This is a genomic window from Synechococcus sp. WC10meta (assembly GCF_047461475.1).
The window spans coordinates 1-12,416 of sequence record NZ_JANSHF010000026.1 but is presented as its reverse complement, the minus strand read 5'-3'; the positions used below and the strand labels follow the sequence as shown (position 1 = coordinate 12,416).

Sequence of the window (12,416 nt, the reverse complement as noted above, 5' to 3'; positions counted from 1 at the left end):
TCTCTCAGAGGGATGTACGGATATTCGCCAAGACTGAGCCGTCTTTCCTGGCCTCGGAAGCGGTAGCGAAACCGCCATAGCCTCGACCCGTTGGGCTTCACCTCCAAGTACAGCCTTCTTTTGTCCGGCAACTGGTAGGGCTTGTCCTTGGGTTTGGCATTCCTGATGACTACCTCCGACAGAGCCATGTCCCGCCCTGGCTTTTGTGTCCCTCGCCATGTCCCACTTTAGCCCGGATTACGGTGGATTTTGTCAGTCTATCTTGGACACTGAAAAGCCCGGAAGCCCTTCTAGACAAGGGCCTGCTATCTGGGTGGATGTCATCGGACTACGTGGTAACGGAGAGAGTGGGATTCGAACCCACGGTGAGTTGCCCCACACAGCATTTCCAGTGCTGCGCCTTCGACCACTCGGCCATCTCTCCAGTGCACCTATGCAACTACTTTTCAGCAGCGCCGAAAAGTGAGCTTTCTAATTCTAGCAAAGAAACTCCCCGCCCTCTAAAGCTTGCAGCAGTACCTGCCAGCGAGAGCAGCACTAGGGATTGAGGGTGGCGTTGAGTTGCATTGCTGTCTAGTCAGGGATGCACAGGCGGGGACGCCAGGGCAAAAAAGACAGGGATCCCCTCAGCGTCCACTCGGTGCTGATATAGCGCCGACCTGTTGGATGTCGTGCAGCTCGAGATGGATATCTTGCAGCCACCGCCCCAGGCTGTCGATCACGGCTCGATAGCGATCCAGGCCGCAAAACTCGTTGAGGGGATCCCGGAAGTAAACTTGGGGATCGTAAGTTGAGTAAGTTTGATTTTTGGGAAAGCGAGCGTAATCTGCCCGCCAAATAGCCACCAGATCAGGGCCAGGCGGGGCTTGGGAAGGAATGCTCATGCCTTGGCCGCAACAGAAAGAGACACCGTTTCCCCAGGAGCAGGGCAGCATAGTCGGATTGATCGGCCGGTGGCAGCGTTCAGGGATCCCAGCTTTTCCCGAAACTCCTCTAGGCTCCCCAGAGGGCGGATCTGGGCGGCAAACCAGCCCTGGTAGTTCACCTCTCCCATCGCCGTCGGGATCACCTGCTGCGGGCGCAGGGCTGCCACCACCTGCAGGGCTCGCTCCGGCCCCATGATCACTTCGCCCAAGAGGGGGAAGATCTGCCCCACCACTGGGATCAGCAGGGTGTGGATGGGGGAAAACTCCTGCTGTAGCCGCGGGCGGACATCCGGTTGGGAAAGGTGAGGCTCGTAGTAAAGCCGTGTCTGCGAGGAGGTCTCTTCCAGCAAAAAGCCCAGCTCCCGCACCGGCCCCAAAGGCGCGCCGGGAACTGCTGTGATGCGCAGATCCCCCCACTGTACCCCCTGCCAGGGATCTAGCGCCTGCACGGTGGTAAAGCCAAGGCCCCGCGCCACTCTGGCAGCCGTTGGCGAAGCCAAAACCGGGATCTGCTTGTCCAACCTTCGCAAGGTAGGCGGGTGGCAGTGATCCGGCTGGCCCTGGCTGAGGAGGATCCCGTCGATTCTGGGCAGAGTCTCCGGGGTAAAGGGGGGCGGCTGGCGGTGCTCCAGGCGGAGGAACCAGGGCAGGCCAAAGAAGACCAAAGGATCCACCAGCCACGGATCCAGGAGGAAGGTCTGCCTCTGGGTCTGGATGAGCCAACTGTTGAGGTCGAGGCGGGTGAGTTTCATGGGGCTATTGGCCGGTGATGGAGAGGTCAGCTACCCAAATGCGGGGACACAGGCCAGTAGGAGTGACTTGTGGCTCCGGCTCGACGTAGAAAATCGACTTCAACAGCTCCAGAAAGTCCCCGGCTACTGTGGCCGCCTCGATGCTGATGCGCTCTCCCTGGCGCACCCACCAGCCCTGAAAGGGTAGGGAGAAGGATCCCTGTAGAGGCTTAACTCCAGCATGGAGAGCCTGCAACTCGTCAATCCAGACCACGTTCTCAGCCGTGGCCAAGTCATAGGTGCTCTCCGGCGGTGCGCCAGCAAACACGTGATAGTAGTGGGCGGCAACCGTCACTTTGGCGCCGATGTTGGCATGGCCGGTGGGCTGGGCCCCCAGACGTTTGGCAGTGCCGGCGCTGTGCAAGAAGTGGGTTAGGACACCGTTGGTGATGAGGGGAACGCGGCGGGTGGGGGTGCCTTCGCCGTCAAAGCTGATCGCTCCTACGTTGGTTGGGTGGAGAGCGTCATCACACACCGATAGGAGAGGTGAGGCAATCTGCTTGCCCAGCGAGTCGGGGGTGGAAAGGCTTTGGTTGTCGAGGATGTTCTGGGCGTTGAAGAGATTGGAGAAAGCTCCCAAGAGGCTTAAAAAAGCTTCCCCAGAAAAAACCACCGTGTATTTTCCAGAAGGGATCCGCTCGTACTCCAGGTGGCTGATGAGTTTCTCGGCAGCTTCTTTGGTGCAACCTTGAATATCCAGCTCCTCCAGGCTGCGAGCCACCCGCATGGCGCCGGCGCTGCGGGGTTTGCGGCCCTCTTGTTCTGCTTTGCCGTAGAGAAAAATTGAGGCCAGGGTGTGGCCCTCTTGGCGCAGGGCTTGGTCGCTGTTGAGGTAAAAGCGGTCGATCTGTCGCTGGGCCAAGCTGTTGTAGGGCACCCCCTGGATGGCGGGATGGGATCCCAGCAAAGCCTTCTCAGCAGCCACCAGTTGCTCTAGGAGCTCGCTAGCCAGCGCCAGGGGCCTTTTGTCGTTGCAGGGCTGGAGAATGGGCAGCTTGGCCTCTGGGCTAAATTGGGGCGCGTGTTCCCGCACACCGAAGTGGCTGGCCTCAAAGGCCGTCTGCAGGGCCAGTTCCAACCCCGCCTCATCGACATCGGTGGTGGAGGTCACTCCCACCTGCCCTTGGTCGTTCCAGGCCCGCACCGTTACGCTGCAGCGGTGGGAAGCCTTGACCTGGCGAGGTTCCCCGTGATCCACCTGCACGCTGGTTTCGTCCACTTGAGCCCCGTAGAGATCAAACTGGGGGATCCCCAAACGTTTGGCACAGCTTTGCACCCGTTCGGCCAAGGCCTCAACTTGCAGTATCGCCACTCCTTCTCTCCCCTACCGACGGGCCAGCCAGGCGGTCAAGTCCTCCACGCTGTTGAAATCCAGCAGCGCTTCCCCCAGCGCCTCCAGTTGCGACGTTGGCAAAGTCCAAATCCTGTTTTCCAGAGCCGGGTCAAGGGATCCCAGCTTCCGCCGCAAAAGCCGCAAAACCAGCGTTGCTTCTCCATGCTGCAATCCCTGTTGCAGTCCTTGTTGCAATCCTTGTTGCAATCCTTGTTGCAGTCCTTGTTGCAGGCCCAGTTGCAGACCTTCTTTGCGCCCTGCTTCCAGGCCCTCGCGCAGAGCTTCTGCCCGCCACTCTTGGTAGATCACCGACTCCCTCATATCCAAAGACCTCATGATTTGTCGAATTAAGCACCGATCCAATGCTAGTCCTGCCAAAACGGCTGTTGCCGCTGCCAGTTCCCGTCGCTCGTTGAGGTCTGGCAAGCGCTCTAGCTCACTGACCACTCCCCGCAAGGTTTCTGCCGGATCCTCCACCTGACTCAAGACGCGAAAAGGGAGCAGGGCTTGCCAAACGTGCTCCGCACCGCTCACGCGAATGTGCTCCGCACCGCTCACGCGAACGGCTCCGGCTGGCAAGTTGCATTCCCACAAGCGAATGACCTCGAACTCATGGCTGAGCCTTTCTAGGCGGAAAAAGGTTTGGAAAACCCTCTCCGAGCGCGTTTTGCGAAGATAAATGACCACCTGCCGCACCGGTAGCTGGGGATATTTCCGATAGAGGCGAAGCCGGTAGTCAGCCATGCGAAAGGGGATTTCAGGATCTGGATCTGTTTGAAATTCCAGATGCAAAATGCTCTGCTGAAGCCCCAACAAAATCACGGAGTCTGCCCGGATGGGCTCCTCTGACAATTCCGTAGGCAGCATCTGTACCGGTGCAGCCACTTCTCTTACCAGCCAGGCGGCAAACTGCTCCGGGAAGCGCTCTGCCAGGTATTTGCAGACGTTGTCGTAGGCCATGGGGGATCCCTGGATCTAGCGCCCGCCCACGGTGATGGCGTCCACCTTGATGTGGGGCTGACCCACGGTGACGTAGATGTTGCCGCTGACAGAACCACAGAAGCCAGGGGCTAGGCGAAGATCCTTGGAGCACATGGAGATCTTGGTCAGGATGTCCTTGGCTTCCCCGATTAGGGTAGCCCCCTTGAGGGGCTTGGTAATTTTGCCGTTTTCGATGAGGTAGGCTTCTTCAACGGCAAAGTTGAATTGTCCCGTGGGGCCGACGCTACCTCCCCCCATGCGCTTGCAGTAAATGCCCTTGTCAATAGAAGCAAAAAGATCGTCCAGTTCGGCATCGCCGGGAGCGATATAGGTGTTGCGCATGCGGCTGGCGGGGGCAAAGGTGTAGTTCTGGCGGCGACCGCTGCCGGTGCGAGGGTGGCCAGTGCGCATGGAGCCAGCGCGGTCAGCCAGGAAGTTCTTCAGAATGCCTTTTTCAATGAGCAGGGTGCGCTGAACCGGCATGCCCTCGTCGTCCACATCCAGGCTGCCAAAGGCCCCCTCGGAGAGCCCCTCATCCCAGGCGGTGAGGTTTTTGTGGGCAATTTTCTGGCCTTTTTTGTCGGCAAAGGGGGTGGTTTTGCGCTCAATCTGAGTGGTTTCCAAGAGATGCCCACAGGCTTCGTGGAAGATCACGCCGCCAAAGGCGTTGGACATGACGATGGGGTAGGTGCCCGATTCCACGTAGTCGGCATAGAGCATCTGGCCGGCAGCCTCTGCCAGCTCCTGGCTGTGGGCTACAAGATCCCAGCGGCGCAAAAAGTCGGGATCCCCGGTGCCCCCCGCCCGTTGACTAACCGAAGCCCGGTGGTCGCCGTCGGCGCAGAGCAGGGTAGAACTGACCGACTGGGTGAGGCGAATGTCACGCACAAAGGTGCCATCGCTGCAGGCCACCAGGATCTCCTGCCAGTCGCGGAAGTAGTTGGTGCGGCGGGACTGGACGTGGCGAGCTTGCCGCTTCAGCTCTGCGTTGGCCCGCAGCAGGATCTCGCCCATTTCGCCAATAGGGCTGCATTCCTTGAGCCAGCCGTCTTTGCTGCGACGCTCGGCGTAGTCTTGGAGCAGCCCTAAGTTGGCAGGAGAGACCAAAGCGGCAGGGCCAGGGGGGGTGAGGCCCATGAGCAGCAGGCCTTTTTCCAGAGCAGCTTTGAGGCCGGCAAAGGAGAGATCGTTGGTGCTGACGTAGCAGTCAGCCAGGCCACGAAACACCCGCACCCCCGCGCCGGTGGAAAGCCGAGGGGTGATGCTGGTGATGGCGTCGTCTTCCGCGAGGCAGCTGATGGAGTTGACCCGCTCCAGGAAGATCTCCACCAAGTCGGCGCCGGCAGCCCGCCCCCAGCCCAAGAGAGTTGAAAGGGGATCCCGCCAGTCCTCGCCGAAGCGCTGCAGGGTGGGGCGGTAGTCGAGGTTGGGCAGGTCTTTGGATAGAAGCAGCATACAGGCCTATGGGGCTGGGGCCGGTTTTTGTTTCCTCAGTTTAACAAGACGTAAAGGCTGCCTTTTGGGGGAAAGAGCCTCCCAGCTTGACAAGGGCAAAGGAGCAGCCGAAGATCGCTGCACAAGGAACCCCCCAGCTTGCAATGGCTGCCAAGAAAAGAGCCTCGGAGCTTCAGCCCAGCCTGTTTGACGATCCCCTAGAGCCGCCTGCCCCCACTGCGGAGACTCTTCCCCAATGGGATCAGATCCCGCTCTCGGCCCAGGTGCCCATTCCCCCCGGTACCTATCGGGATCTGGAACAACTGGAGCAGCACTGCCGAGTCTGCCAGCGCTGCGAGTTGGCGGCCAACCGTACCCATGTGGTGGTGCACCGAGGCAACCCCAAGGCAAGGATTCTCATCATCGGCGAGGGGCCGGGGGAACAGGAAGATCTGCAAGGGCTGCCCTTCGTGGGCAAGTCGGGGCAGTTGCTCGATAAGATCTTGGCCTCCGTGGGGCTAGATTCCGAACGGGACACCTACATTTGCAATGTCGTCAAGTGCCGTCCCCCCAACAACCGCGTGCCCACCCAGGAGGAGATGGACGCCTGCCGGCCCTACTTGTTGGAGCAGATCCGCCTGGTGGATCCCTGGATCATTTTGTTGACCGGCGCTACCTCGGTGCGCTCGCTCTTGGGGGATAAGCGGGGCATTACCAAGATTCGCGGCGAGTGGATCCAGTGGCAGGGGCGCTGGTGTATGCCGATTTTTCACCCAGCCTATCTATTGCGCAACCCCGACCGCACCCCCGGCAGTCCCAAGTGGCTGATGTGGCAAGATATTCAGGCGGTAAAGCAAAAGTACCTGGAGCTTGCCGGCGCAGCACGGTGAATCCTGCAAAACCCGACTAAGCTGGGAAAGGAGCTCCTTGCCGTCTTGCCTTGACCCCTTCGGAGTTTGCCCTCGAGCAGCTTCTTTTCACCCCGGCCACACCCGACCCGGACGCCGTGCGGGTCATCTACGCCTTTCCCAACACTTACTCAGTAGGAATCACCAGCCTTGGCTACCAGGTCATCTGGAGCCTGCTGGCCAGCCGTCAAGATGTGGTCGTCTCCCGCCTCTTTACAGATCTGGCCGAACCTCTGCCGCGGGATCCAGAGCTGATGGGCTTTTCCCTGTCTTGGGAGCTGGACTACGTCCATATCCTGGATCTGCTGGAGCGACAGGGGATCCCCCTCCAGGCCGAGGCGCGGGGGGAAGCGGATCCCTTGGTTTTCGGCGGTGGCCCGGTGTTGACGGCCAACCCTGAGCCCTTTGCTGCCTTCTTCGACTTCGTCCTGCTGGGAGACGGGGAAGGGCTGGTGGAACAGATGATCCAAGCCTACCGCCAGGTGCGGCAGGGCTCCCGAGCGGAAAAGCTGCAGGCGCTGGCCCAGGTACCGGGGATCTACGTGCCCAGCCTCTACGAGGTGCACTACCGCGAGCCCGAGGGCCCGGTGGAGAAAGTCATTCCCAAGCTGGACGGGATCCCCAGCTCCATCCGCAAGCATACCTTCCGCGGCAACACCCTCTCGGTTTCCACCGTGGTTACCCCCAAGGCAGCCTGGGAGAACATCTACATGGTGGAGGTGGTGCGCAGTTGTCCGGAGATGTGCCGCTTTTGCCTGGCCAGCTACCTGACCCTGCCCTTCCGCGCTGCTGAGGTGGAGGGGCATCTGATCCCAGCAGTGGAGCGGGGGCTGCAGGTGACCCAGCGGATTGGCCTTTTGGGGGCCTCGGTAACCCAGCACCCCCAATTTGAGCAGCTGCTGGAGTACCTGGCCCAGGATCGCTTTGAGCGGGTGCGCCTCAGTCTGGCTTCGGTGCGCACGGGCACGGTCACGCCTCGCCTGGCGCAAGTTCTCTCCCGTCGCGGCAGCCAGTCCATCACCGTGGCCATTGAGAGTGGCTCGGAGCGGCTGCGCCGGGTCATTAACAAAAAGCTAGCCAACGAAGAGATCTTGGCGGCGGCAGCCCACGCCCAGGCCGGCGGCCTGAAGGGGATCAAGTTCTATGGCATGGTGGGGATCCCGGCAGAGACCCAGGCTGATCTGGAGGCCACAGTTGCCCTCTTCAAGGAGCTCAAGAAGGTGGCTCCCCGCCTGCGCTTGACCTTGGGCTGTAGCACCTTTGTGCCCAAAGCCCATACTCCCTTTCAGTGGCAGGGGGTAGATCCCCAGGCGGAGAAAAAGCTGCAGTGGTACCAAAAACACCTGCGTCCCTTGGGGATTGAGTTCCGCCCAGAAAGCTATAGTTGGTCGGTCATTCAGGCTCTGATTTCCAGAGGGGATCGACGAGTAGCGCAGGTTTTGCAGTTGGCGCGGGAGTTTGGCGACTCCCTGGGCAGCTACCGACGCGCCTTCAAAGAGCTCAAAGGAAAGCTTCCGCCCTTGGACTACTACGTCCACAGCAACTGGGATCCGGCGGATCCCCTTCCCTGGCAACACCTTGAGGGCCCTCTCAGCCTAGAGCGGCTGCGGCAGCACCGCCAAGAGGCCTTTTCCGTGTAGTCCAGGAAACTGTGCTTAAAAGGGATGAGGGCCTGTAGCGGCCAGAAACGCCTCGATCTCAGCGCGGCGCGGCAAACTAGGCTGAGCCCCAGGGCGGGTTACGCACAAAGCCGCAGCGGCATTGGCAAACCGTAGAGCTTCCCTCAGGGGTTTGCCAGTAGCTAGGCAGGCGGCCAAAGCGCCGCAGAAGCTGTCGCCGGCAGCGGTGGTATCCACTACCGCCACAGGGTGGGCCGGCAGGTAGCCGCTTTCTCCGCCATCGGCCCAGACCAAGCCTGCTCCCCCCAACGTGACGATCACTGTCGGGATCCCCTGCCGTTGCAAGGCTTGGGCCACGTTTTCGGCTTGCGCGGGTGTCTCCACCGGCAACTGGGCAAGAGCAGCGGCTTCGCTTTCGTTGAGCACCAAGTAGCGCACCTGGCGCAACAGGGATCCCGGCAGGGGCACCACAGGGGCTGGATTGAGCAGGACGGGGATCCCTTGGGCAAAGGCTTGCTCTGCCACCGCCTGCACCGTGGCCAGGGGGATTTCCAGTTGCAGCAGAACCATCGCTGCCGGCGTCCAAGGAGGCAGCTGGGCGGGGGTGTAGCGACCGTTAGCGCCGGGGCTGACCACAATCCGGTTTTGCCCTGCTGGATCCACAGTGATCAGAGCGATGCCGCTGGGCCCTTCCAGCTCCCGCAGGTGGTGGGTATCGACGCCGTTCTGCTCCAGGTTCTCCTTCAGCAGGCGGCCAAAGCTGTCAGATCCCACTGCCCCCCACATCTCCACCTGGGCTCCCGCCCGTGCCGCTGCCACCGCTTGGTTGGCCCCCTTGCCGCCAGGGTAGGTGGCGTAGTCGGATCCCAGCACCGTTTCCCCAGGCCCAGGATGGCGTGGTACCTGCACCACCAAGTCCAGATTCAAGCTCCCCACTACGCGAACTAGGGCTGTCATTGGCTAGCTGAAAAACGGTGCCCTAGAGGTAGCTCATTCTAGCTCCCACCACTTGGTTGGAGAGCTTTACACCTTGGAGAGGATTGGCTAGCTTGTGAGGGGGTGACGCGGAAACAAGCCATGCTGCTGACCACTACAGACGTGCCCCAAGGCAGAGAGGTTGAGCGTTACTTGGGCATTGTTACCGCCGAGGTCGTTTATGGCACCAATGTTCTACGGGACTTCCTTGCTGTCCTCCGCGACATCATTGGGGGACGCACAAGAGCCTATGAAGAAGTTCTCGAGAATGCCCAGAAAAAGGTTTTGGAAGAGTTGGAGCAGCGAGCCAAACGTTTGGGAGCAAATGGCATCCTAGGCGTTAGCATTCATACCAACATGAGCACGACCATGATCCTCGTCACCGCCGCCGGCACCGCCGTCAAGCTGCGCTAGAACCTTTAGGCCAGGCTCTCCATCAATGCCTCGTCGATCTCAAAGTTGGCGTAGACATTTTGCACATCATCCAAGTTGTCCAGCCGCTCCATGAGGGTCAGTACCAGCTTGGCTGTCTCGGGGTCCTCCACATGCACCTCCGTAGAGGGGATCCAGCGGATGGCCGCCTCTTGCACCTGGTAGCCTTCTTTTTTGAGGTAGGTGGCCACCTGCTCCAGCAGGGTGTAATCGCAGTAGACTTCTGCGTCGGTTCCCTCTACCTTGAGATCCTCCCCGCCTGCTTCGGCTACCGCTAGCAGCAGAGCTTCGGGATCTGTCACCCCCTCTAGGCTAATCACCCCTTTTTGCCGGAACAGCCAGCTCACGCAGCCGCTTTCCCCTAGGCTGCCGCCGACTTTGCTGAAGGCCTCCCGCACCTCGGCAGCCGTGCGGTTGCGGTTGTCGGTCATCGCCTCGATCAAGACAGCTACCCCCCCAGGGCCGTAGCCTTCGTAGCGAATTTCCTCCAGGGGGCTGTCGTCGGTCCAGTTGCCCGATCCCTTGGCGATGGCCCGCTCGATGGTCTCAGCAGGCATGCCTGCCGCTTTGGCTTTCTCCACGGCCGAGCGCAGCCGAAAGTTGGCGTCAGGATCGGGCAGGCCGTTGCGCGCTGCCACGATGATGGCCCGGGAAAGTTTGGTAAATAGGCTGCCCTTTTTGGCATCTACACGGGCTTTTTGCCGCTTAATGTTGGCCCATTTGCTGTGTCCTGCCATGCTGTGCACACCAGTCAAGCAACCTAAGGGAAGGGATCCCCTAACTTTGAAGCCTAAATCACCACCTGCTTAGGTCTCAACCCCAGAGGTGCAGGTCAAGGCTGGATGGGTTGCCGCTCGATTACACCCCCTGGTGGCGGTGGAGCTTCTGGCGTTGCTTGAGGTGTAGGCGTTGGGGTCTCCATAGGAGGCGCAGGCGTTGGTGTCTCTGGCGTAGGCGTTGGTGTCTCTATAGGAGCTGGCGTGGGAGGCAGAGGAGGTACAGGCTCTTCAGGCACAGCCTCAGGCGGAGGGGTCGGGGTTGGCGGCTGAGTTAAAAAGGGCGTTACCTGTTCCAGCAGCTCGGCATAGAAGATTCCGTCCTGCTCCGGCCCAAAGCGGCCCACCGCCCAGCGGTGACGGGGCACAAACAGGGTTTGCAGCAGCACTTCCCGACTGGCGAAAGAGGGAGTGCCCACAAAGACATAGCCATCGACAATGACACGGTTCAAGTCAGGCCGAGTTTGAAACACCCGGTCCACCTCCCGCAGCATCTCCGCATCCAGCCGCTCCAGCAGAGTTTCCAGAGTATCTTCAGGCCTGACCAAAACCCGCACTGGAAAGCGATAGCTTTCGCATCGATTTTCTCCGCAGAGCTTAACCAGCTCGTTCCGAACTCGGATCTGCACTGCCGGATCGATATCTCTCACCGGTGGTGAGACTTCTGGCTCTGGCTTTTGTTCCGCTTCCTGGGCCCAAGTCAAGAGGTGGCCACCCCAAGCTCCCAATAGCAGCGATCCGCACAACAAGGCGAGTTCCCAACCTCCAAGGGGAAGGCTCCAGCCTGGGCTGCCTCGCTCAGGGCGTTGTGAAGGCAGGAGATTGGGATCCCGATTCTTACTCAGCGGGCTGTTCATAGGTTAACCACTACGGCGTCGATAGCTACCGCCAACTCTACCCGACATGGGCCTAGGAGGCACTAGGCTAAAACGGAGCCGCTCCTGCTGGATGTCGCTGCTCAAAGGATCAAGGGGAGGGATCGATGGATTGCCAAATCCGTTCGCTGCAGCTTGCCGAAATGGCTGTAGTCTAATCTGGAGAAGCTAATGATCCTGCAAGAGGTATCTATGGCAGCGCCAACATCAAAGGTTTGGGGATCCCCTCTGAAGCTTTTTTGGGGCTTCCTAGCCTCGGCTGTCCTCCTGGCAGGCTGTGGGGGAGCTGGAGGGACGGTCCCACCTCCGGTCAACGTTTGCGAGCAAGCCTATCCAGCGACTCTGGTCGCTGCTAGGAGTTTGCGGCCAGGAGAGAGGCGCAGTGGAACCTTGGGGCCAAATAGCGACTTGGAGATCTACTTCGATGAGAGGGACAATGTCATAAATGCCCGGGAAGTTCCACCTCCCCCTGGCACGTTTACCTTTTATGTCGATGGATTCCTTTACTTTCCTTCTGCAGCCAATGTTACAGGAGTTACTATCCGCCTAACTAGTCCAGTCTTCGACCCTCTGCTGGTCATCTTTGGTCTTGATGTCAACAGGGAGACTGATCCGGAATTCTTCTTCATCAACGATGACGCAAAGCCTGGTGATTTCACCACCTCCGAGCTGACGATCCCAGTACGGCTAGACCGCTGTTACTTAGTGCTGGTGCAAAGCTACTGGGCCCAGAATGCCCGCACCGTTGCTCCGGGTAGCCCAGGCCGAGGTCCCTATACCCTCGAGGTGGTGGGGGAAACCTCTGCCGCGCCTCCTCCTCCCCCTCCCATCCAGCAGAAGCCTGACGACAGGGAAAACGGCGGTGGCGGTGACCGAGGCGGTGTGGGTATTTAGCTCTGGCGGGTAAGCCTAATGGCAAAGCTTGCGCTGCCACAGGTGGCTGTGCCGCGAATCAAGCGCCCGTCAGAGCTGACGGTACCGCTCCACGTGACAGTTGGAGTACCGCTACCCCCTATCCTGCCGCTAACAGAAAGTTGGTTGCCGATGAGCTGGCCACTGCGCTCAGAAAAGCTGGGTGAGGAAATGGTAATCTGATCGCCGTTTTGCTGAATGGAAACGGTTTCCTGGATGCCAGTTGCAACATTGATCTTACACAGCGATCCCTTCCAGATAAAGGATCCTCCCTCGTAGAGCCACTGGCCGCTCAAAGCAAGCTCTGGGGCAGGTGTTGGCGTTGCTGGGGTCGGTGTCGAGGTGGGCGTCGGGGCCAGAGTTGGAGTGGGGGCAGGGGTACGAGGGACAAGCGGCGTGAATCGGGGGATAGGGGTAAGCGTTGGTGTTGGCACTCTGTCTCTTATACACATCT

At 60.0% G+C, this 12,416-nt stretch carries 15 protein-coding genes and 1 tRNA gene; 5 read left to right on the top strand and 11 right to left on the bottom strand.

Annotated features, from left to right (window positions below):
* The 7 genes from NW804_RS09990 to NW804_RS09960 all read right to left on the bottom strand — a co-directional run.
* On the bottom strand, positions 1-188 hold a 188-nt coding region (locus tag NW804_RS09990; protein ID WP_414423448.1), incomplete at its 3' end, for an Arm DNA-binding domain-containing protein.
* 151 nt (positions 189-339) lie between these two features.
* Positions 340-424 (bottom strand) — tRNA-Ser (locus NW804_RS09985).
* Between the two features lie 202 nt (positions 425-626).
* Complete coding sequence (locus NW804_RS09980; protein ID WP_414423447.1) at positions 627-884, bottom strand: DUF2358 domain-containing protein; 258 nt, start codon at positions 882-884, stop codon at positions 627-629.
* Positions 881-1,678 (bottom strand): MBL fold metallo-hydrolase, encoded by a 798-nt coding sequence (locus NW804_RS09975; protein ID WP_414423446.1) that lies wholly within the window; start codon positions 1,676-1,678, stop codon positions 881-883. The genes NW804_RS09980 and NW804_RS09975 overlap by 4 nt, the downstream gene beginning before the upstream one ends.
* Before the next feature lie 4 nt (positions 1,679-1,682).
* Entirely contained in the window at positions 1,683-3,023 is a 1,341-nt protein-coding gene (locus tag NW804_RS09970) for a TldD/PmbA family protein (RefSeq protein ID WP_414423449.1), read from the bottom strand.
* An 18-nt stretch (positions 3,024-3,041) separates the two neighbouring features.
* The gene (locus NW804_RS09965) at positions 3,042-4,010 is read right to left on the bottom strand and encodes a DUF4351 domain-containing protein (protein WP_414423445.1); all 969 of its coding nucleotides are present in this window, start codon (positions 4,008-4,010) and stop codon (positions 3,042-3,044) included.
* Positions 4,011-4,025: 15 nt separating this feature from the next.
* Positions 4,026-5,486, bottom strand: coding sequence for a TldD/PmbA family protein (locus NW804_RS09960; protein ID WP_414394609.1), 1,461 nt, complete (start codon positions 5,484-5,486; stop codon positions 4,026-4,028).
* A gap of 263 nt (positions 5,487-5,749) precedes the next feature.
* Here NW804_RS09960 and NW804_RS09955 point away from each other — a divergent pair, with 263 nt between their 5' ends.
* Together NW804_RS09955 and NW804_RS09950 are read left to right on the top strand one after the other, a co-directional pair.
* On the top strand, positions 5,750-6,355 hold the full coding sequence (locus NW804_RS09955; protein WP_414394814.1) for a uracil-DNA glycosylase: 606 nt from the start codon (positions 5,750-5,752) through the stop codon (positions 6,353-6,355).
* 50 nt (positions 6,356-6,405) lie between these two features.
* Positions 6,406-8,013 carry a B12-binding domain-containing radical SAM protein gene (locus tag NW804_RS09950; RefSeq protein ID WP_414409904.1) on the top strand — a complete coding sequence of 536 codons (1,608 nt, stop codon included), beginning with the start codon at positions 6,406-6,408 and terminating at the stop codon, positions 8,011-8,013.
* A gap of 15 nt (positions 8,014-8,028) precedes the next feature.
* Here NW804_RS09950 and rbsK read toward each other — a convergent pair whose 3' ends face one another.
* Complete coding sequence (rbsK, locus tag NW804_RS09945; RefSeq protein ID WP_414423444.1) at positions 8,029-8,949, bottom strand: ribokinase; 921 nt, start codon at positions 8,947-8,949, stop codon at positions 8,029-8,031.
* A gap of 120 nt (positions 8,950-9,069) precedes the next feature.
* Between rbsK and NW804_RS09940 the strand changes: the two genes are divergently transcribed.
* Positions 9,070-9,381 carry a YbjQ family protein gene (locus NW804_RS09940; RefSeq protein ID WP_414409973.1) on the top strand — a complete coding sequence of 104 codons (312 nt, stop codon included), beginning with the start codon at positions 9,070-9,072 and terminating at the stop codon, positions 9,379-9,381.
* A gap of 5 nt (positions 9,382-9,386) precedes the next feature.
* On the opposite strand, the gene NW804_RS09935 is transcribed toward NW804_RS09940, so the two are convergent.
* Both NW804_RS09935 and NW804_RS09930 read right to left on the bottom strand, forming a co-directional pair.
* A complete protein-coding gene (locus tag NW804_RS09935) occupies positions 9,387-10,136 on the bottom strand; it encodes a YebC/PmpR family DNA-binding transcriptional regulator (protein WP_414420971.1) in 750 nt (249 codons plus the stop codon).
* Between the two features lie 95 nt (positions 10,137-10,231).
* Entirely contained in the window at positions 10,232-10,879 is a 648-nt protein-coding gene (locus NW804_RS09930; protein WP_414420970.1) for a hypothetical protein, read from the bottom strand.
* 561 nt (positions 10,880-11,440) lie between these two features.
* Between NW804_RS09930 and NW804_RS09925 the strand changes: the two genes are divergently transcribed.
* Both NW804_RS09925 and NW804_RS09920 read left to right on the top strand, forming a co-directional pair.
* Positions 11,441-11,944 (top strand): hypothetical protein, encoded by a 504-nt coding sequence (locus NW804_RS09925; protein ID WP_414423443.1) that lies wholly within the window; start codon positions 11,441-11,443, stop codon positions 11,942-11,944.
* 18 nt (positions 11,945-11,962) lie between these two features.
* Positions 11,963-12,145 carry a hypothetical protein gene (locus NW804_RS09920; RefSeq protein WP_414420968.1) on the top strand — a complete coding sequence of 61 codons (183 nt, stop codon included), beginning with the start codon at positions 11,963-11,965 and terminating at the stop codon, positions 12,143-12,145.
* Between the two features lie 54 nt (positions 12,146-12,199).
* On the opposite strand, the gene NW804_RS09915 is transcribed toward NW804_RS09920, so the two are convergent.
* A partial coding sequence (locus tag NW804_RS09915; RefSeq protein WP_414423442.1) for a hypothetical protein occupies positions 12,200-12,416 on the bottom strand: 217 nt, incomplete at its 5' end.